Below are 20,760 nucleotides of genomic sequence, written 5' to 3'. Positions count from 1 at the left end.
AATCTATTTGCCTAAAACGGCATTTGCAAATTTATTGTTCACTACCTTGTCGTAGGGTGCTTTTGTGCTGAGTTCACCGGCGCTTTCCATAACGGTCTGCAATTTATCAAAGGCGGTCTGCTCTAAAACCGGCTCAACTTTCCAGCTGTCAATGTCTTTGTAACGCTGAACAACGGTTGTTAAAAGCGTTACATCACTGTCTGGGAAAGAGTCTGCAATGACCTTTGCCACCTCTTCTGCGGAATTTTCATTCACCCATTTTAAACCCTTATAAATTGCATTGGTAAATCTCTGCACCAAATCCTCATTTTTCCCTATGTAGCTCTTTTTCGCACAGTATGCTGTGTAGGGAATTTCACCTGATTCCTGCCCAATAGAGGCTAAAATATAGCCCTTGTTTTCCTGCTCAATCATTGATGCGGTGGGCTCAAAAAGTGTAACATATTCCGCATCGCTCCCTGAAAACGCGCCTGCCATCAGCGAGAACTGAATGCTATCATCTAAATTCAAATCGTTTGCCGGATCTAACCTCTTTTCCTTGAGCAAATACTCAAAGGTCATATAGGGAACGCCGCCCTTTCTTCCGGGAATAACGGTTTTGCCTTTGAGCTGGTTCCAGTCGAAAGTATCGGGTTTTTCTTTGCCCACCAGGAAAGAACCGTCGCGTTTGGTCATCTGGGCAAACACCTCAGGATAGTCTTCCCTACCCTCGTTGTAAACATAAATAGAAGCTTCGGGGCCGCAGAAGCCAATGTCAATCTGGTTCGAAAGCAGTGCGGACATAACCTTATCTGCCCCGCCCAGATTTGAGAGCTCAATTTCAATACCCTCATCGGCAAAAAATCCTAAGCTGATTGCGGCATACTGCGGTGCATAGAACACAGAATGTGTCACTTCTCCCAAACGTACTTTATCGAGCTTCTTTTCCGCTTCCTTTGTGTCGCTTGTTGCACTGCCGCCGCAGGCGGTGAATGACACCATCATCAGCGCACACATAAGCATGATTCCTAATTTTTTCATGATTACCTCCTGTTTTTCAGTACGATCTTTTCAAAGATCAGCACCAATTTATATATAATAGCTGCAAAAACAGCTAATATAATGACGCTCGCCATTACTAAATCCAGTTTAAACACCTGGCCGCCGTAGACGATTAAATATCCCAGACCGGCTTTGGAAACCAAAAACTCACCGGCGATAACTCCTACCAGCGATAAACCGAGGTTTATTTTCAGTGAGTTGACCAGCGTTGTTACGTTTGACGGAAGAACAATTTTTGTAAAGATTTGCGCTTTTGTTGCGCCAAAGGTTCTTGCCATCTTTATTTTATCTTTATCCGTATTGTTGAAGCCGTTTAACAGCTCCATAACGGTCACAACCAACGATATGGCGAGGGCCATTACAATAATGGCTTTCATGCCGGCGCCTACCCAGATAATGATAATTGGACCCAGGGCAATTTTCGGAAGGCTGTTTAAAATGACCAGATAGGGTTCAAAAATCTGCGAAAACGTCTTAAACCACCAAAGTACAGATGCTATAACAAGCCCCAATAACACACCTGAAACAAACCCGATAATGGTTTCAGTGCACGTTACTCCCAAGTGCATTAACAAATCATTCGAAGATAAATTAATAATGGTCTTCACGACTCTGGACGGCTGGCTGGTGATAAAGCTGTCAATCACACCCAATTGCGCCATAATTTCCCAAAGGGCAACAAGCACCACCAAAAGGCCGACCTGTGCTGTTAATATGAACCTTTTTTTTCTCTGGAGCTTCTTTAAATACACTTCTCTTTCGCTTAATACCGCGTTACTTTTCATGCATATCGAGCTCCTTCCACAACGTGTCGAAATAATGGCTGAATTTCGGGTCTTTCCGGCATTTCAGCGGAGTCCGATCTTTTAGTTGTTCAAATTCAATTTTATGAATACTTTGTATTTTAGCCGGACGGTTTGACAACACAATCACTCTGTCTGCCATTGAAATGCCTTCCGGAATGTCGTGGGTAACCATAACGATTGTCTTTTTTTCTTTTCGAATAATTCCATACACATCATCGGTCACTGCCAGACGCGTCTGATAATCCAGAGCGGAAAACGCCTCGTCCAGCAGCAAAACCTCCGGTTTTGTCACAAGGGTTCTGATGAGTGCCGCCCGCTGGCGCATGCCGCCGGACAGCTGGGAGGGGTAACTGTCTTTAAAATCATACAGCCCATATGTTTTTAAAAGACTGTTTGCATAAGCAATGTTTTCATCAGTCAGCTGCTTTTGTATTTCCAACCCCAAAAGGATATTCTTGTAAATCGTTCTCCATTCCAGCAGGTTGTCGTTTTGCAGCATATAACCGATTTTCGGGGTAATTCCGGTGCTTTTTTCGCCGTCGATGAAAACATCTCCGCCGCTTGCCGGAAGGATTCCGCTGATTATGGAAAGCAAAGTTGATTTACCGCATCCGCTAGGGCCTATGATAACAACAAATTCTCCTTCTGAAACATTGAAGCTTATATGATCTATTGCAGTTACCTCGTTGTTTAAATCCTGGTAGTTCATTGTAATGTTCTTGAGTGCGAGTACATCCATAAACATCTCTCCTTTATAACCAGTATATTGAGAACATCGGGAAGTTGCTACAATTATTTCACAGAAACGATTGACTAAAAATGTAAAATGTATTATAATACAAGTAATTTGTTTCGGTGAACAACGGAGGAATTTTAATGAATTATCAACATTATAAAAAAAGCTATTTTCATATTCCCAATTTTAAACGGACTTGGCCTGAAAAAGAGATAACCCACGCCCCTGTTTGGGTGAGCGTGGACCTTCGCGACGGGAACCAGGCGCTGCTCTCCCCCATGACGCTGGCGGAAAAAGTGGAGTTTTTTAAATGTCTGGTTGACGTGGGATTTAAAGAAATTGAAGTTGGTTTTCCTGCCGCGTCAGACACGGAATATAGCTTTGTGCGCTATTTAATTGATAATGACTTAATTCCTGATGATGTTTCTATTCAGGTGTTAACCCAGTCCAGGCCGCATATTATTAAAAGGACTGTGGAAGCCATTGCGGGCGCTAAAAATGTCATTGTCCATTTATATAATTCCACGTCGTTTTTGCAGCGAGAAGTTGTTTTCGGAAACACCCGGCAGGAGACGATTCAGCTGGCGCTGGAAGGCTTTCAGCAATTAAAAGAGCTTTTAAAAGATAATCCAAACCATATCCGCTACGAATATTCTCCCGAGAGCTTTACCTGCACAGAAATGGATTTTGCAATTGAAATTTGCAATGCCGTTATAGACGAGCTGAAGCCGGGTCCAAATCACAAGCTGATAATTAATCTGCCCTCCACTATTGAAGTGTCAACACCTAATATATATGCAGACCAGATCGAATACGTGAGCGAAAGACTCAACCGACGGAGCAGTATTATTTTAAGCGTACATGCCCACAACGACAGGGGGACGGGTGTTGCCTCGTCGGAGCTTGCGCTTTTAGCCGGTGCGCAAAGGGTAGAAGGTACGCTTTTTGGCAACGGGGAGCGGACAGGCAATGCAGACCTTGTTGTTATTGCTTTAAATTTAATGTCGGTGGGAATTGACCCTAAGCTGGAGCTTTCTGACATTGACCGGTTAATTCACATTTACAAAAAATTTAACAAGCTTCCCATTCACCCCAGACATCCTTACGTGGGTGAATTTGCCTACACCGCGTTTTCTGGTTCCCATCAGGATGCAATCCGCAAAAGTATGGACTATGCCCAGCGCACAAATGCAGAATTTTGGGAAAATCCTTATATTACCATCGACCCGAAGGATATTAACCGCTCCTATGAGCCGATTATGATAAACAGCCAGTCGGGCAAGGGCGGAATTGGATATGTTTTAGAAACTAAGTTTGGCTACATGCTGCCAAAAGCTCTGCTTCAGGATTTTACCTCTGCAATTAAGTCGCTTTCCGACAGAAAGCATGCGGTTTTAGAGCCGGATGAAATTTATGAAGCCTTTCGGCAGGAATATATCAACCGGAGCGATAACATTGAACTTTTGGAATATCATATTCATGCAATTGGCAGCGAGTCTGAAATTACGGCAAAAATGAAAATTTACGGCGAAACAAAAGAATTAAAAGCGGTTGGTAACGGTCCTTTAGATGCGCTTTGTTTAGCCATTCGGCCGGAAATAAACCATAAGTTTGAAATTGCCACATACAGCGAGCATGCGTTAGACGGGAAATCGTCGTCCCGCGCTGTAACGTATATTGCCCTAAGCGATAACGACGGAACCGTTACCTGGGGCGCAGGCGTGCACCCTAACATTAATACATCGTCGCTTTACGCGCTGGTCAGCGCATTAAACAGAATGTAAAAAAGCAGGCGTCATTGCTGATAAAAAGCAATGACGCCTTAATTCTATTGAAGCCAATATATAATTTATATCTTTACCTGTTTTTCTGGTTTTGCCAGTTTAATCCTTTTTTTATATTTAATAATATTACCATAGGTTTTTAAAATTTCAACCGAGCATATATACTGCCGTTTGCATTTCCGGCACACATGGGAGGACAAAAATTTGCTGCCGTTTAAATACCAGCCATGCTTTTTGCGAGTATATCTACCGCACTCAGGACATCTGATTTTAAAAATACGTTTATCTACCTGTTTGTTGTTCAAATCGGTAATCGGCACGTCTTTAAAAGTGCAATTTTTCGTGGAAGCGTCCACAATATATTTTTTAAACTTGTCCGGCTCAAACAGTTTTGCAAAAACCATTCCAGAAATAGTTGCGTCAACCAGTGCGTCGTGCAGCAGTTCCTCGTTATAGCGAATGCCCGTTAAATCCGCCGCAAACTTAACGCTCAGCTGGTTACCGCTGGCTTTGTCGCCAGCAAGCGCATGCGTTACATACCGCTGGACGTCGGCAAAGCTTTTTAAAAAAGTCAGCTTTACGTCCGGGTTAAAATAAAGGCAGTTGCTGCGCAGAATTTTGGCGTCCTGCGCGCCCCACGACATTAAAATGCTGTCAGGCCCAATGAATTTTTTAAATTCTTTAATTGCCTTTGCAAAAGGAATGCCGTCGCTTTTTAAAATTGCCATTTCTAATCCGGTTAGGTTGCCTACCATGGGGTCAATTTTTTTATATAGTACTGGCTTTATCAACCGGCTAAACGTTCCGGTGCACTTCATCTGGCTGTTATATTTTACAGCGCCGATTTGTATAATTTCATCGGGACAACGCGTTTTCACAGCTTTCACCAGCCGGTTCCATTCAAGGTCAAAAACAATATAATTCATATAATCTACTCTTTTATGTGTCAATTTTTTATTCTGCTATTTGCCAGTTAACCGGCTCTTTCCCAAGCCGCGTTAAAATTTCGTTTACTTTAGAAAAGTGCCTGCATCCAAAAAATCCCCTGCTCGCAGACAGCGGGCTGGGATGTGCTGCGGACAGGACAAAATGCTGGCTGCCAGTTATAAGCGGCAGCTTGTCTGCGGCGTTTCTGCCCCAAAGCAGAAAGATAACCGGGTCTTCCCTTGCGTTTAAAGTTTCAATAATCTTATCGGTAAAGGTTGTCCAACCCAAATTTTTGTGTGAGTTTGCCTCGCCCTCTCTCACCGTTAAAACCGTGTTCAGCAGCATCACACCCTGCGTTGTCCAATCCGTTAGGCATCCGTGGCTTGGGGGCACAACGCCTAAGTCTGTGCTTAGTTCCTGAAAAATATTTAAAAGAGACGGTGGTTTTGCAACGCCTTTCTGAACGGAAAATGCAAGTCCATGGGCCTGCCCCACCCCGTGATAAGGATCCTGCCCTAAAAGCAGGACTTTTACCTTGCTGTATGGCGTAAATTTTAACGCATTAAAAATGTTTTCCTTCGCGGGATAAACGGTGCGTGTGCGGTATTCTTCCGATAGTTTTTCACGGAGCGTTATGTAATATTCCTTTTCAAATTCTCCGCTGATATAGTCGTCCCATTCGTTTCCGATTGTAATCATGTTTTACCTCTTCAATAGTTTATTTACTTCTTCCACAAAGGTGTTAATGTCTTTAAACTGCCTATATACCGAGGCAAAACGCACATAAGCCACCTCGTCAATTTTGGGCAGGCGCTCCATCACCATTTCTCCAATTTTTTGTGACGAAATCTCGCGCTCCAGCAGGTTTTGTGTTGCAGCTTCAATTTCGGTTACAATGTGTTCCATGTCGCTGGTTTTCACCGGGCGCTTTTCGCAGGCACGCATAATACCGTTTAACAGCTTTTGACGGTCGAACATTTGCCTGGAACCATCTTTTTTAATCACCATCAGCGGAATATTTTCAATTTTTTCATAGGTAGTAAACCGTTTGCCGCATTTCAAACATTCCCTGCGGCGGCGGATTGCTTCTCCCTCATCTGTGGGGCGCGAATCAATTACTTTGCTTTCTTCAAACTCGCAAAAAGGGCATTTCATCGTTATTGTACCTCCAAATTTAAAAATTCATATATATAGTTTTTGCGCTCACGCATTTCTGTGGCGCGCTTTAAATATTCCCTCACGTCCTTCACATTGAATATCCGCTCTATTCTATCCCCGCGTACCAGCTTCGTAACGGCCCCAACGCCGGCAGACAGCACAGACCGAATTTCCTCCATCATGCAGATGTTGTAAATTCCCGGGGTGTTTCTGCGGCTGAATCCAGTGTTTTCTAAATCACCCAGAATGTTTTTCTGTCTGTAAAGATAATAGGGTTCATACCCTGTATTTTGCAGCTTCCCATGGGCATATGATATCATTTCCGCTACGTCAAAATCCTCAGGCAGGCCTGCAAAGTCCCGATCCTGATTAAGCTTTGCCGCCCGTTTAATGCTCATGGTATGCACCGTAATATTTTCAGGCTCTAAATCCGTAACCGCGTCAATGGTGTGGGCAAATTCTGAAACGGTCTCTTTTGGCAGCCCGGCAATCACATCCATGTTAATACACTTAAAATCATACTGTTTCGCCAGTTCAAACGCTTTATATACTTGCTCTACTGTGTGCTTTCGTCCAATCATTTCAAGTGTTTTGTCGTTCATCGACTGGGGGTTGATGCTAATTCTGTCCACCCCATATTTTTGCATTACTTCCAGCTTGCTCTCCGTAATCGTGTCCGGTCTCCCAGCCTCAATTGTAAATTCCCGAAGGCCGGATAAATCGAAGGTTCGGGTAATTTTATATAAAAGGTTGTCCAGTTCCAACGAAAGAATGGACGTTGGCGTTCCGCCGCCGATATAAATGCTCACAATTTCTAAATTCAGGTCTGTCACAATGGTTTTAATTTTGTCAAGCTCCAAATAAAGTGCATTTAAATAGGGTTCAATAAAATCCTTCATTTCCGAAACGGGCATGGAAGCAAAGGAACAATAAACGCATTTTGAGGGACAAAACGGAATATCGATATACAAAGAAACAGCATTTTTCGGAATGGTTTTCATAACCTCTAGCTCAATTTTTGCAATTTTCATGGCAAGGGCTGTTTTTTCGCTGCTCACAGCAAAGTCCTGTTTCAAAACCGTTTCAATTTTTTCATCGCAAAGCCCGTCGTTCATCATTTTTACTACGCGCTTTACCGGCCTGATGCCCACAAGATTTCCCCATGGTGCTGTTGTTTGTTCATTCACACTCAATTCGCCTTTCTATCGTAAATAAGGATTGTTTGCTTTTTCAAAGCCAATGGTCGTGTCGTCCTCATGACCTGGATATACCCGCACGTCGTCCGGCAGCGTTAACAATTTTGTTTGAATGCTGTGCAGGAGCGTGTTCTGATCCCCGGTAGGAAAATCACTTCTGCCAACGCTACCACAAAACAATGTGTCGCCGGAAAACAACAGCTTTTCATTTTCACAGTAAAGACACATGCCGCCTGAGGTATGGCCGGGGGTTTCAATCACGCGGTACACAAATGTTCCTGAAATAAGCGTGTCGTTTTCAGAAACCAAACGGTCCGCCGAAAGAGACGTAGGCGATCTGGTAAAACGGCTTGTCATATTCACGTTGCTGTCGGCAAGATTTTCTGCTTCCTTTGAACAAACTACAATCTGTGCCCCTGTTTGCTTTTTTACCTCGTTTGCGGCTAAAATATGGTCAAAGTGGCAGTGGGTCAAAATAATATATTTTGCTTTCAGGCCATGTTTCTTTAAAACTGCACAGATTTCATCTGCACTGCCTCCAGGATCAATTACAAAAACTTCGTCTTTGTCGCCTGTAATGTAGCAGTTCACTCCCATTACCCCAACATTGATTTTTTTTAATATCATAATTTTGTGTCATTTCCTTTCAAGACTGTTCGGCAGTTTTGGTTTTCGTCCCGTCCGCTTTGCGCTGCACATCGTAAACGCCGGAAATATTTCTAATTTTTTTCACAACCTGGTTCAGCTCGTCAGTGGAATTAATTTCTATAACGATGTTTACAACCGCCGTTTGGTTTTTGGTGGTTTTTAAGTTCATTCCGGTAATCAATATTTTAAGCTCAGATATAGTGCTGGCAATTTCCGCCAGTAGACCTTTTCTGTCATTCGCCATAATTTGTATTTCAGAAAGATAAGAAGTGTTTTTATCCTGCTCTTTTTCCCAATAAACGTTAATCAACCGTTCAGTGTCCCCATGCTTTTCGCTGGAAACAATATTCGTACAGTCTTTCCGGTGCACGCTTACGCCGCGGCCCCTGGTGATATACCCGATAATATCATCGCCGGGCACAGGGTTGCAGCAGCGGGAAAAGCGCACCAAACACCCTTCGATGCCTTCAACAATAACACCGTTGCTGGCCGTTTTTTTCTTTTTTTGAGGTGTTTGTTCGCTTTGCACAATCTCCGTTTCAGGCTTTTCTTTTTTCATGGCCTGTCGGTATTCTTCCCGCAGTTTTCCAACCACCTTGTTCACCGTAAGACCGCCGTATCCCACCGCGGCATAAATATCGTCCAGTGATGAAAAAGAATATTTTTTACAAAGCATATCAACCCATTCCGTGCGAAACAGTTGACTATGAGAAAGGTTTACACGCCTTAACTCTCTGTCAATCAGTTCTTTTCCGTGCTGAATATTTTCGTCACGGCACTCGCGCTTGAGCCACTGGTTGATTTTTGAGCGTGCGCCGGAGGTTTTACACAGCTTCAGCCAGTCGCGGCTTGGCCCGCGGACAGCCGACGACGTCATAATGTCTACAATGTCGCCGTTTTGCAAAATATAGTCCAGCGTGGTAATTTTGCCGTTTACTTTTACACCGGCCATTTTGCAGCCAACTGCGCTGTGAATGGAAAACGCAAAGTCAATGGGCGTGGAGCCGGCCGGCAGGTTAATAATGTCCCCTTTGGGAGTAAACACAAACACCTCGTCAGTAAACAGGTCAATTTTTAACGTCCGCATAAAATCGTCGGTGTCGACAACAGAATTTTGAATTTCCAAAAGCTGGCGAATCCACTCAAGCTTTGCGTCTACATCGGTTTTACCGCTGACGCCCTCTTTATATTTCCAGTGTGCGGCGATACCGAACTCGGCCACGCGGTGCATTTCCCATGTTCTGATTTGAATTTCAAAGGGTGTTCCGTCCGGTCCGATTACGGTTGTGTGCAGCGACTGATACATGTTGGGCTTGGGCATAGCAATGTAATCTTTAAAGCGCCCAGGAATCGGATAATACAGCTCATGAACCATTCCCAGCACGGCGTAGCAGTCTTTAATAGAGTCCACAATAATCCGTACCGCAAACAGGTCGTAAAGCTCGTCAATAGATTTGTTCTGCGTGAACATTTTGCGGTAGATGCTGTAGAAATGTTTTGCCCGGCCCATAACATGGGAATTAATTCCCATTTCGTCCGTCTTCTTTTTCAAGGAGTCCATAATGTCGTTGATGAACTGTTCGCGTTCTTGTTTTTTCAAATTAATGGACTCTGTAATTTCCTTATAAGCCACCGGATCAATATATTTTAAAGAAAGATCTTCTAATTCCCATTTAATTTTCGACATACCAAGCCTGTGGGCTAATGCAGCATAGACCTCTAGTGTTTCACGGGCCTTTTCGCGCTGCTTTTTTTCAGATTTTGCCTTTATGGTGCGCATGTTGTGCAAACGGTCTGCAAGCTTAATTAAAATTACCCGCACATCTTTTGCCATGGCCAAAAACATCTTGCGCAGGTTTTCCACCTGCTGTTCCTCCGCCGTGGTATATTGAATTTTGCTCAGCTTTGTAACGCCGTCAACAATAATCCCAACGCTTTCACCAAATTCGCGGTTAATGTCAGCCACAGTGTAGCTTGTGTCCTCCACAACATCGTGCAAAAGCGCCCCTACCAAGGTGTCGCAGTCCAGCTCTAAATCAGCAAGAATGTAGGCCACCTCTAGGGGGTGCGTCAGATAAGGCTCGCCGGATTCACGCATTTGCCCCTCGTGGGCTGTGCGCGCAAGCTCGTAGGCCTTTTCTAACTTTGCGATATCAAAATTTGCATTATATTCTAAAACCCTTTTTTTCAGACTTTCAAAGTCATGGCCCTCGTGCATCATAGTAACTCGCTCCTAACCGGTAATTTCGCTTAATTTCACGTCTTTTAACAAGACTTGGAGCTGGCGCATACCTCTGTATAAATTAATATCAAGATTGAAAGCAATATCAATCAAATCGTCGTTTTTTAAAATCTCATTCAGTTCCCCCATGTTAAAGCCAACCGCGTCAATGTAAAATTCGCCGGAGCGAAGCGTTAGCTTCACATGCTTGCCCTCACTTAAGGGGCGAACTTGTGCAACCGTCATTTTTCTTGCAAAAAAAATTGGGCTTGCGTTCCCCATGCCATATGGCTCTAAAATGGAGAGGCGTTCGGCGGTGTTCATATTAATATACTGCACCGGCAGCTCCGAATCGAGATATAACAGCGGCATAAAGTCCTCCTCGGTAAGCGTTTCCTTTGCATAGGAATTAATCTTTTCCCGAAATTCATCTATTCTGTCCGGCGCAATGGAAAGCCCCGCCGCCAAATCGTGGCCGCCAAATTTGAGCAGCGTGTCCTGGCAATATTCCAACGCCTTAAACAAATTAAACGAACGAATACTTCTGCCAGAGCCTTTGCCGACTTCCCCGTCGGTGCTGATTAAAATGCAGGGCTTATTGAACCGCTCCGAAATTTTTGAGGCCACAATTCCAATTATCCCATGGTGCCAGTTATCGTGGGCTAAAACAATGACATAATCATTTTGCAAAGCGGCAGAATTTTCAATCATATTTAGAGCGTCTTCTAAAATACTGATTTCCGTTTCCTGGCGTTCGTGATTTTCTCGGTTTAGTTTTTCGGCATATTTGCGCGCCGTCATATCGTCGGTGGCCAAAAGAAGCTCCACGGCGCACCGTGGGTCGCCCATTCTTCCGGCGGCGTTAATCCGAGGCGCAATCATAAACCCAATGGTGCCGGTTGCCACATTAGAGAGATTAATGTCGGCCGCGTCGGCCAAAGCGCGGATGCCGCGGTTCTGGGTAAAGGACAAAAGTTCTAACCCCTTTTTCACAATCACACGGTTTTCGCCAATCAGCGGCATCACATCCGCCACGGTTCCAATCGCCACAAGGTCGGCGTATTCTTCAATCAGTTCCCGCATGTGGAACCGCATTTCAATGGTCAGCGCCTGCAAAAGCTTAAACGCCACGCCTACGCCGGCAAGCTTTTTAAAGGGATAGGGGCAGGCGGGCTGTTTCGGATTGAGCAGGCAATAAGCGTCGGGTGTTTCGTCCTTGCATTCATGATGGTCTGTGATAATGGTGTCAATTCCCTTTTCTTTTGCATAGGCAATTTCGCCGACAGCGGTTATACCGCAGTCCACCGTTATCAATAAGGTTACGCCTGTCTGCGCAATTTTGTCGATAGCGCCTTTGTTGATGCCATATCCCTCTTCTAACCGGTCGGGAATATAGTACATCACATCTGCTTTATGAGAGCGCAAAAATTTTACCATGATAGCGGTAGAGGTAATGCCGTCAACATCATAATCACCGTAAACCGCAATTTTTTCATGGTCTTCAATTGCCTTTAAAATTCTTTTTGTTGCGTCTTTCATTCCCAGCATTAAAAACGGATCCAGCAAAGATTCCTCTGTGGGGTTAATAAAGTCCTCCGGTTCGCGAATGCCGCGGTTCATCATAATGGTTGCAATCACCGGCGGCAGACTGAGCTTCCGGCTAATTTTCAGCACATCTTCCGGCCGGTGCTCTTTATACAGCAATATCCATTTCTTTTTCTTCATAATTAAGCTAAAATCCTCATTATCTTCCCTGTACGACTACATATAGTACAAATTTATCATTATTGATACTAATTATACTACTTTTTTGTAAAATTTGCAACAATCTTTTTGAAAATATATTTTTTCGTTCAGAAAATATTTACAATCAGCGATAAATGACCTATAATAAATACAAACCAAATACAAAGATTATGAGGGTTTATAAATGAAATTTTTAGTTTTCAGCGACAGTCATGAATATACAAACGGTATGGACTGCGTAATTGAAAAACACAAACATATTAATCATATTATCCATTGCGGGGACATGGCTTCCGACGTGCTATATCTGCACCATGTTTATGGTTCAACACACAGCATTTGCGGCGTATGTGGCAACAACGACTACTCCGCTCCGGACCCGTTTCACCGTGTGGTTTTTTGCGGCCGGCAAAAAATATATGTAACTCACGGACACCGCGAGCATGTGAAAAGCTCTCTCTACACACTAAAATCTAAAGCAATGTCAAGCAGATGCGGCATTTGCATTTTTGGCCACACCCACAAACAATTTTTCGAGGAGCAGAACGGGCTTGTCATTTTAAATCCAGGATCTATTGGATATTTTAAGCAGGAGTATGCCGTAATCACTGTTGAAGACATTCAGGTAAACGTGGAATTAATGAAACTTTAAATTCTGGAAAGGATTGAAATAACTATGCTATTTGTAATTGATGTTGGGAACACAAACATTGTGGCGGGGTTTTATGAAGGAGATAAGCTAAAATCCAGCTACCGCATGGCAACGGACAAAAATAAATCGTCAGATGAAATCGGCCTGTTTTTCAGCCAGCTTTTAAACCATGAAGGAATTGGCAAAGAGGAAATTCGTGATGTGATTATCTCCTCCGTTGTGCCTTCGATTATGCATGCGTTAGAAAATGCAATAAAAAAGTATGTAGGAATTTCTCCAATTGTAGTGAACGGCAGCTTAGACTTAGGTTTAAATATTTGCTACGACGATCCGAAAGAAGTAGGCGCGGACAGAATTGTCAACGCTGTTGCTGTGGACAAGATATATGGCGGCCCGGCGGTAATCATCGATTTTGGCACAGCAACGACCTTTTGTGTGATCGACGGATGCAGCAACTATCTTGGAGGTGTTATTTATCCCGGATTAAAAATTTCGATGGACGCGCTGGTTGAAAAGACTTCAAAGCTTCCACGGATAGAAATTATCCGGCCGGAAAACGTTGTTGGAAAAAACACTGTTTGTTCCATGCAGTCTGGCCTTGTGTTCGGTTACGCTGGAATGGTAGACGCCATTGTGTCACGGATAAAAAAAGAAACAGGCACACCCGAAATGCTGGTAATTGCCACGGGCGGCCTGTCAACTTTAATTGCAAAAGAGTCTGAAACTATTCAGACCATTGATAAAAATTTGACCATAAAAGGCCTTAAAATCATATATGACCGGATAAAACTTGCTAAATAAGCTTGGTTAAAATATTACACACAAGCTTTGCCTGCACGCGTTTCCCTTCCTCCGTATAATGGTAGCCGTCGTTTGCTCTATAGAACGGGCAGGAAAGAATAAAATCATACCAGTCGTTTAAACTTAACGAAAACTTGTCAGCCGCTTTTCTGATAACCTCATTGCGTTTCAGCACAACGTCATTTTTGGGGGAAAGGATTTGCGGCTTGTTTTTTTCTGTTATGGGAGTGCAGGTAGCCAGAACGACCTTCTTGGAATACTTCATTAAAAGCTCCACCTTATCAAAAAAAGCCTCTTCAAACAGGTTAATTGGAACATCAATTCCATGCAGGCCGTTGTTAAAGTATATAATTTCATGGGTATAGTCCACCAACGCAGCCTCTAAATCTGTGTCGAACACAGGGTCTGTCACCACTCTAGAGGAGGCAAGCAAATCTGTCGCCACATAATTTTGCAAAAGGTCTGAAACGTCATTATAAATGCCGTTTGTAATTGAGTCGCCAATTAACAAAATTCGTTTGGCGCTGTCGTCGTTGGCGTTGTGCCACATGTAGTTTACCCATTCGGTCTTTTCTCTGTTGCATATCACAAAAATCCCTCCCAAAGCTGTCTGTCAGCGCTTATTCAACACAAATTTTGTCTGCAAGGGCTTCGTACGTTTTTTCACCGATTCCCTTCACCTTTGTAATATCCTTTGGCTTCTTAAAAGGCTCTTTTTCGCGGTATTCAATAATTTTTTCTGCCTTATCCGCACCAATGCCACTGAGCAGCATCAGCTCCTCTTTTGTAGCCGTGTTTATATTAATAACTTGCGGCACGGCAGACTGGACAGCCTCCGGTTGGGGCTGATCAAACGTCACATCGTTTTCCGGCTGCATGATAACGGAACGATTTACATTTTGCATTTTCAGCAAAAAAGTACCCACCGCGGTAATTGTCAAAACCGCAATGACGGATAAAATAAGACTTAAAATGTCAATCTTTTTCTTCTCTGTCTGCCCTGTCTTCAACACGTTTCACCACATTATCTAAATTTTCTGTATAATTTAACATTATTATACCATGACTCTTTATAAAAAGCAACACCTTACTTAAATAAAGCATTGTTAATAAATATTGTCTAAAAAGCTTGTTTGTGTCAATATTCGTCGAAATGTTGTTATATAATTGCACAAAAACTATTGATAAAAGCGAAATAAAGTAGTAATATAAACTAAAAGGTGTGTGTACAAAAGATACATATATCAAATAATTTTATGGGAGGATTTATTATGAAAGGAAGACAAAAAACACTGGTCATTGTTGCGGCAGTCATTGCTTCGCTGTGCCTGACAACAGGCGCAGTTTACTTAAACAGTGAACTGGCCGTGGAAAATGAACAAAAAGTACAGCAAATGGAACAGGAAACAAATCAGGCTACAAAAGATCTGCTGCGGGATGCCGATACTTCGCGGCTGGAACATGCCTCTGTGGTGCCCGACACCTCGGTTCAGGATTACATCAACGCATTGTTTGAAAACGGAGAAAGCCAAACAGAAGCAGACTTGCAGGCACTTTTGGATATTGTGAAGTTCTGGGAGGACACCAACGACGACATAGCGATTGTAGGCAGCATATATGAACAACGTCCTCTTGCAGAAGTTTTGGCAAAAATGAGTACAAATCGGCCCTGGATTGAATCCGCCTACAACGACATCACGGGACGGGACGACATTTTGAGCGTGGAGGACGTTAAGGCATATTTGGAGGCAGGCCTGACCTATGAAGATATTATTTCGGCAAGCCGCCTGTCTTTGAGGGGTGATATTTCAACAAGCCAGGCATTAGACCAAGTAAATGAAGGTACATCGTGGTATAGCTTAATTACAGGAGCAAGCCCGCTGTCTGCAGAGCTAGAAGATGTTTCTGCAAGTGAACTGTTAGATGCCCGGAACGTGGCAGAGGCACGGAGCATAGAGCTAAATGTAGTTTTGGAACGCATGCAGGCAGGGGAACCATTGGGGACGTTAGACAATGCTGAACCCGAAACTCCGGAGGAAATCTCAGAAAGCGCCGCTGAAACAGAGGAGATTGAAAAGGTTGAGGACGCTAAAGATATAGAAACGGCTGAATCTACGGCTGAACTTGCAGAACAACCAGAAAGCACAGAAGCCTTGACTCCTGCAGATGAAATTGAAAGGGGTGAAGCAGAATGAAAAAGAAAATTTTTACTTCCATCCTGTTATTTTTAGGTTTGCTTCTCTGTTCTGTTGTTACCTGTTTTGCCGCCTCGACAGCTGAATCAGTTGCTGAAGCTATGGCGGAACAACGCGGACAGGAAAAATATTTGGAATCTGTCCACGCCCCAGCGGATAATACGGAAGACAATGACCATATTGATATTTCAACAGGAAATATGGTTATGTCTGAAACCGATTTATACCTTCCCGGAAAAAATGGGCTTGATGTCACACTTTCCAGAAATTTTAATTCTATGGATACAGATTATAATTATACGTATTTGCCAGATAATTCCACATACGCATACAGCAATATGTTTATTTATAAATATTATACAGACAGAGGCACAGAAACGTGGCTTGCGTTCCCATCAGAAGAAGCGTTTTTAGAAACTCCGGAAATTATTGAATACCAGGACATTTCCGCCGACCCATACAGATTCAGCAGTGACAATTATGGAGAAGTTACCGGATATATTTACGGGAGACTTACGAAAACGAACACCGACCGGACGCTTACACTAAAAAGGCCGATTACCGGCGGCAAGTGCTATACGAGAGATTATGACCGCGAAGATTTGCAAACACATTGGCGGCGGGACACGGTAGATTATGAAACCCTGAGCTACAATTGGTATTTTAATATCCCTTACACCGATCATTCACAAATATCTTCAAAAGCAGGCGGTTCCGGCACAATTGCATATAATGACAAAGTTTACTTGAAATTATATGACGGCGAGAATCAGGATGATATCAAATATGGTATTGGTTATTCAAAGGTGAACGGTCATTGGCAAATTGATGATATTGCAATTCATCGTTTATATAACAATAAATATAATTATAACTTGCGGTTAATGACACCAGACGAAGAAACAATGCTGATTGAACAAGTAGGCGGTCAGGTGACAATTGAACTGTGCGCGGTGCTTGAACGCGATGACGGTGTGCGGTATTTTCTAAACCGCGCGCATGTAGAAAGCAAAATTGTTCTGGTAGCAGATCGTTTTGGAAACTGCATTAATTATGCAACCGGCGGTGAAATTATCGATTCTATGGGCAGGCGCATTGTTTATTCATCAGACGGAATTAAAATGGAAGATGAAAACGGAGTCCTTCAATATGTTGTGAAATATACAACAGAAGAAACGGCAGACCCATCTTATCCTTCTTTTGACTGCTACAAAACATATACGTTTCGGGTGGAACGTTTTGCGCATCTCGGCGACACACAGACAGATGATGTAACCGTTTACACAATGAAAAAACATGGCCGCCCGATACGGGACGAAACATGGACTATGTTCTATTACACAATTGATCAAATTCTTTACCCAACCGGAGCGCACCGTGATTACGACTATGCTACGGTTAAAACGTATGAACCATATTTTGGAAGTGTTGCAATTAGCGGCGCAACATCTTGCATAAGAAAAAAAGCAATATCGTCAAAATTTTATGCAAGTAATGGAACAGATTATGAATATTATTATGAATATATATATACAAAACCGAATGAAGGTCTATTCTATCATAATTCACGCAAAGCAAATATGCGGTATACAACAGATAAAATACGCAAAGCGCCCAATTCAGCCAACGATATAAAGACCACATATACCTATGACTATTTAGGACGAATTCAGACGGCAGAATCGTTTAAAGGCACAGCGCGCATTTATCCAAAAATCACCTACACATATCCTGCAGACAGTGAATCACCCGGAGACCAACCGATTCAAGTAAAAACAGATTTAGAAAACAGCGTTTCTAAAATAAGCCAATATGAATATTATTACAGAAAGTCTGTACCGGATAAAATTACGGAAAACGGTCTGATTACCAGCTATTCTTATGATTATGCTATAGGTACTATACCTCGCTATTTCCTACTGACCGAAGCAAGCTATACGCCTGAGGGCGACACATCAGCGGTTAAAGAGATATCAAACACTCTGACAGCAGACCGGAAGAGCATATCAGAAACAGTTGTAAAAGATGCAAGCGGCGCGATAAAAGAAAAGACGGCGTTTGAATATAATCCGGATGGTACCGTGTCGAAAACAAAGGTCTACACCGACATAGCAAACAATGTATACAATGAAACGGCTTATTCATATACATATAATACAGACGGTTCTTACTCTGTCACCACATCTGTAAACAACGTAAAAGACGCAGACGGCGCAAACGCCCATGCGGTTTCCGTCATCACGGTTTACGACCGTTTTGGCAACGTTGCAAGCCAAACTGATGCAAACGGTGTGAAAACAGAATATACCTATGACCTATCTTGCCGCGTGCTGTCTGTGAAAGAGTTAAACAGCTCAGGTACACAGCTGTCGGAGAAGACATATTCCTATGATGTATCCGGGAACGTAGTGGACATCACGCGTGAAAATGGCAGGCAGGAGAAGCAACAATTTGACAGTTTTGGCAATCTGAAGGCCTCACAGGTGAACTACGAGGGCGGATTTAAAACGGTGTATGAATATACCTACGACACGTTTGGCAGGCCTGCAACCGCAACAGAAAATGCGCGCTTGGGCGCAGACGGCACAGTGGAAGAAAAATATGTTACCACAAATGTATATGACGACCGGAACCGAGTGGTTAAGCAGACCACGAAGAACAAAGCGGGCACGGTGGTATACGAGGTGAGCACAGAGTATGGCGGCGCTTCAGGCAAGCAGTACAGCACCCAGTGGCTGTCGGGAAGCGCCCTCTACTCTGCCGGGAAATATAAATCGGAGTATGACGCGTTTGGACGGAAGACAGCGGACGTCATTTTAAACAACACCGCAGAATATTCCCGCACAGATTACACCTACGACTGTATGGGCAACGTTCTGACCGCAAAGGACGACAAGGCGCGGGCGGAGAACCTGCCCTACTCCGTTTCCTATGCTTACGATCACGCCGGCAGGGTGCTCTCGGAAACCGATGTGTTCGGTAATGCCGCGACGTATTCCTACAATGACGCGGGTAATTTAATTAACATACACGAAGCGGCAGGCAAAACAGTATCCTATTCTTACGATGCGCTGGGCAGAAATACCATTGCATACGACGGTTCCATGTTTTCCAAAAATTACTATGATGACAACGGAAACCTGGTTAAGACAACGGAAAGCCAGACGGCTAATGCATCAAACGGCCACGCGACTACAATGACGTATGACGATTTAAACAGAATGACGAAACTGGTAAACAGTACGTCAAAAACTGATCTAACCAGCACAACGGGTATTTATGAACACTACACCTACGACATAATGGGAAACGTTTTGTCAACAGCGCAGGATGCGCTTGGAGCAAACAAAACAACCTATACCTATGATATTCTGGGAAGAAACCTGTCTGTAACCGATCCGGACGGGAATGCAGAAACCTATACATACAATTTTGACGGTACGCTGAAAACCAAAACGGACAAAAAAGGCACGGTGTTTACCTACAGTAATTATAACGTGTTTAAGAACGCAGGCAAAATAACTGCTGAAAATGGAAGCCAATCACAATATTTAGAATTTAGTTATGATATGATGAACAATCTAACGTATGAATATGACAGCGAGGGTTTGGATTACGGCAACCATTACAGCTACGACTTCTTGGGCAGAATGACAGCAAAAAATGGCGACATTAATGCCTATTTAAGTTATACTTACGACACGTTAGGCAACAGAACCTCTATGTCGATCGGCGAAAACGACCAGCAGGGCGGCACCATTGATTATTGTACACAGACCTACACGTACGATAGTAAAAGCCGTTTAACAGAATCGACAGCATTTGACAAAACGGTGGAATACAGTTATAATGAAAGTGACTACCTAACGTTTAAACAGTTGGGTGTGGTGCAGACAGCTAGAAATCTAAATAATCGGAATTTAGTTACATCTGATATAATTTTAAAAAATTATGGATTAACGAATGAATATATCTTTGATAATAACGAATATCGTTATGACTACCGCGGGGAACAAACATTTGAAATTCCTGGAACTACTGATGTGTATAACAATATGTACTACGACTTATACTACACATACGACGGTTCAGGCAGGCTTATTCAAATGAACTTAACCGATACCAGAGCTATGCGTGGTATCGGCGAGTTTTACACTTTTGATGACAGGACGAACATTACTAATATTTTAGTAAGGGATTACGACAGGGACGACAAATCCTACACAGCGGTCTATCCCTATACCCTGTCCAACCACATGTCAGGCACAGTTTTTGAAAATAAAACAGGTTATTTAGAAGAAGAAAAAACGGCAGCGAGCGACGCAAACGGTAACAGAACCACTGACAGAGATGCTACGCATACCTACGATCTGTTCAACCGCCTCACTTCTTACACCAAAGACGGCGAGACCACAACGTACACCTATTACGCCTCAGGATTACGCGAAAGCAAAACAAGAGACGGCGTCACGACGAAGTTTATCTGGGACGGCGGAAATATGGTTTTAGAGTATCGCCCTGACATTTGGGAGTATACGCACACGTATATTTATGGTGCTGACGGATTAGCCTACAGGCGGGACGCAGACGGCACCATATACACCTACAACACAAACTTTAGGGGTGACGTGCTGTCTGTAATGGATGAAAACCAAAACTGTATGGCAGAATATGTGTTTGATGCCTACGGAAATATCTTTAACCAATACAACGCGACAGGGTTTTCCGACAACTTCGGCTACCGTGGAGAATACCACGACCCCGAGTCGGGTTATATCTACCTCCGCATGCGATACTTAGACCCCACATCAGGACGGTTCTTAACTGAAGACCCTGCAAAAGACGGTTT

The 20,760-nt window shown here is 43.3% G+C and carries 17 protein-coding genes; 5 read left to right on the top strand and 12 right to left on the bottom strand.

Annotated elements, in window-relative coordinates:
* Positions 1–3: 3 nt before the first annotated feature.
* Genes H8698_RS05255 through H8698_RS05245 form a run of 3 tightly spaced genes read right to left on the bottom strand, consistent with a single transcriptional unit; the run spans position 4 to position 2,586 of the window.
* Entirely contained in the window at positions 4–1,020 is a 1,017-nt protein-coding gene (locus H8698_RS05255) for an ABC transporter substrate-binding protein (protein ID WP_249311545.1), read from the bottom strand.
* A 2-nt stretch (positions 1,021–1,022) separates the two neighbouring features.
* Positions 1,023–1,826, bottom strand: coding sequence for an ABC transporter permease (locus H8698_RS05250; protein ID WP_249311543.1), 804 nt, complete (start codon positions 1,824–1,826; stop codon positions 1,023–1,025).
* Positions 1,816–2,586 carry an ABC transporter ATP-binding protein gene (locus H8698_RS05245; RefSeq protein WP_249311541.1) on the bottom strand — a complete coding sequence of 257 codons (771 nt, stop codon included), beginning with the start codon at positions 2,584–2,586 and terminating at the stop codon, positions 1,816–1,818. The genes H8698_RS05250 and H8698_RS05245 overlap by 11 nt, the downstream gene beginning before the upstream one ends.
* A gap of 137 nt (positions 2,587–2,723) precedes the next feature.
* Here H8698_RS05245 and H8698_RS05240 point away from each other — a divergent pair, with 137 nt between their 5' ends.
* The gene (locus tag H8698_RS05240; RefSeq protein ID WP_249311539.1) at positions 2,724–4,367 is read left to right on the top strand and encodes a 2-isopropylmalate synthase; all 1,644 of its coding nucleotides are present in this window, start codon (positions 2,724–2,726) and stop codon (positions 4,365–4,367) included.
* A 65-nt stretch (positions 4,368–4,432) separates the two neighbouring features.
* Here the strand turns inward: H8698_RS05240 and H8698_RS05235 are convergent, their stop codons facing one another.
* From H8698_RS05235 to recJ, 7 genes are read right to left on the bottom strand one after another with little or no spacing between them, the layout of a single operon-like run.
* On the bottom strand, positions 4,433–5,293 hold the full coding sequence (locus H8698_RS05235) for a 3'-5' exonuclease (protein WP_249311537.1): 861 nt from the start codon (positions 5,291–5,293) through the stop codon (positions 4,433–4,435).
* A gap of 28 nt (positions 5,294–5,321) precedes the next feature.
* A complete protein-coding gene (locus H8698_RS05230; RefSeq protein ID WP_249311535.1) occupies positions 5,322–5,993 on the bottom strand; it encodes a uracil-DNA glycosylase in 672 nt (223 codons plus the stop codon).
* Positions 5,994–5,996: 3 nt separating this feature from the next.
* Positions 5,997–6,449, bottom strand: coding sequence for a transcriptional regulator NrdR (gene nrdR, locus H8698_RS05225; RefSeq protein WP_249311533.1), 453 nt, complete (start codon positions 6,447–6,449; stop codon positions 5,997–5,999).
* A gap of 2 nt (positions 6,450–6,451) precedes the next feature.
* A complete protein-coding gene (hemZ, locus tag H8698_RS05220) occupies positions 6,452–7,639 on the bottom strand; it encodes a coproporphyrinogen dehydrogenase HemZ (RefSeq protein ID WP_249311532.1) in 1,188 nt (395 codons plus the stop codon).
* Between the two features lie 15 nt (positions 7,640–7,654).
* Positions 7,655–8,275, bottom strand: a complete 621-nt coding sequence (locus H8698_RS05215; protein ID WP_249311530.1) for an MBL fold metallo-hydrolase — start codon at positions 8,273–8,275, stop codon at positions 7,655–7,657.
* A 19-nt stretch (positions 8,276–8,294) separates the two neighbouring features.
* On the bottom strand, positions 8,295–10,517 hold the full coding sequence (locus H8698_RS05210; RefSeq protein ID WP_430393566.1) for a RelA/SpoT family protein: 2,223 nt from the start codon (positions 10,515–10,517) through the stop codon (positions 8,295–8,297).
* A 12-nt stretch (positions 10,518–10,529) separates the two neighbouring features.
* Positions 10,530–12,242, bottom strand: coding sequence for a single-stranded-DNA-specific exonuclease RecJ (gene recJ, locus H8698_RS05205; protein ID WP_249311528.1), 1,713 nt, complete (start codon positions 12,240–12,242; stop codon positions 10,530–10,532).
* 205 nt (positions 12,243–12,447) lie between these two features.
* Between recJ and H8698_RS05200 the strand changes: the two genes are divergently transcribed.
* Both H8698_RS05200 and H8698_RS05195 read left to right on the top strand, forming a co-directional pair.
* A complete protein-coding gene (locus tag H8698_RS05200; RefSeq protein ID WP_249311527.1) occupies positions 12,448–12,915 on the top strand; it encodes a metallophosphoesterase family protein in 468 nt (155 codons plus the stop codon).
* Between the two features lie 24 nt (positions 12,916–12,939).
* Positions 12,940–13,716: a type III pantothenate kinase gene (locus tag H8698_RS05195; RefSeq protein ID WP_249311525.1), complete on the top strand. Its 777-nt coding sequence runs from the start codon at positions 12,940–12,942 to the stop codon at positions 13,714–13,716.
* On the opposite strand, the gene H8698_RS05190 is transcribed toward H8698_RS05195, so the two are convergent.
* On the bottom strand, positions 13,709–14,305 hold the full coding sequence (locus H8698_RS05190; RefSeq protein WP_249311523.1) for an SGNH/GDSL hydrolase family protein: 597 nt from the start codon (positions 14,303–14,305) through the stop codon (positions 13,709–13,711). The two genes, H8698_RS05195 and H8698_RS05190, sit on opposite strands and share 8 nt — an antisense overlap.
* 31 nt (positions 14,306–14,336) lie before the next feature.
* Positions 14,337–14,729: a ComEA family DNA-binding protein gene (locus H8698_RS05185; RefSeq protein WP_249311522.1), complete on the bottom strand. Its 393-nt coding sequence runs from the start codon at positions 14,727–14,729 to the stop codon at positions 14,337–14,339.
* A gap of 258 nt (positions 14,730–14,987) precedes the next feature.
* Between H8698_RS05185 and H8698_RS05180 the strand changes: the two genes are divergently transcribed.
* Complete coding sequence (locus H8698_RS05180; RefSeq protein WP_249311520.1) at positions 14,988–15,911, top strand: hypothetical protein; 924 nt, start codon at positions 14,988–14,990, stop codon at positions 15,909–15,911.
* On the top strand, positions 15,908–20,760 hold a 4,853-nt coding region (locus tag H8698_RS05175), incomplete at its 3' end, for an RHS repeat-associated core domain-containing protein (RefSeq protein WP_249311518.1). The genes H8698_RS05180 and H8698_RS05175, both read left to right, overlap by 4 nt.

This window comes from Congzhengia minquanensis (assembly GCF_014384785.1).
GTDB classification, from domain to species: Bacteria; Bacillota; Clostridia; order UBA1381; family UBA9506; genus Congzhengia; species Congzhengia minquanensis.
The sequence above is the reverse complement of the archived record's forward strand: the minus strand, read 5'-3'. Positions and strand labels throughout refer to the sequence as shown.

Coding starts and splice junctions, on each gene's coding strand:
- H8698_RS05255 (WP_249311545.1), bottom strand. CDS start 1,020: ATGAAAAAATTAGGAATCATGCTTATGTGTGCGCTGATGATGGTGTCA.
- H8698_RS05250 (WP_249311543.1), bottom strand. CDS start 1,826: ATGAAAAGTAACGCGGTATTAAGCGAAAGAGAAGTGTATTTAAAGAAG.
- H8698_RS05245 (WP_249311541.1), bottom strand. CDS start 2,586: ATGGATGTACTCGCACTCAAGAACATTACAATGAACTACCAGGATTTA.
- H8698_RS05240 (WP_249311539.1), top strand. CDS start 2,724: ATGAATTATCAACATTATAAAAAAAGCTATTTTCATATTCCCAATTTT.
- H8698_RS05235 (WP_249311537.1), bottom strand. CDS start 5,293: ATGAATTATATTGTTTTTGACCTTGAATGGAACCGGCTGGTGAAAGCT.
- H8698_RS05230 (WP_249311535.1), bottom strand. CDS start 5,993: ATGATTACAATCGGAAACGAATGGGACGACTATATCAGCGGAGAATTT.
- nrdR (WP_249311533.1), bottom strand. CDS start 6,449: ATGAAATGCCCTTTTTGCGAGTTTGAAGAAAGCAAAGTAATTGATTCG.
- H8698_RS05215 (WP_249311530.1), bottom strand. CDS start 8,275: ATGATATTAAAAAAAATCAATGTTGGGGTAATGGGAGTGAACTGCTAC.
- H8698_RS05210 (WP_430393566.1), bottom strand. CDS start 10,517: ATGATGCACGAGGGCCATGACTTTGAAAGTCTGAAAAAAAGGGTTTTA.
- recJ (WP_249311528.1), bottom strand. CDS start 12,242: ATGAAGAAAAAGAAATGGATATTGCTGTATAAAGAGCACCGGCCGGAA.
- H8698_RS05200 (WP_249311527.1), top strand. CDS start 12,448: ATGAAATTTTTAGTTTTCAGCGACAGTCATGAATATACAAACGGTATG.
- H8698_RS05195 (WP_249311525.1), top strand. CDS start 12,940: ATGCTATTTGTAATTGATGTTGGGAACACAAACATTGTGGCGGGGTTT.
- H8698_RS05180 (WP_249311520.1), top strand. CDS start 14,988: ATGAAAGGAAGACAAAAAACACTGGTCATTGTTGCGGCAGTCATTGCT.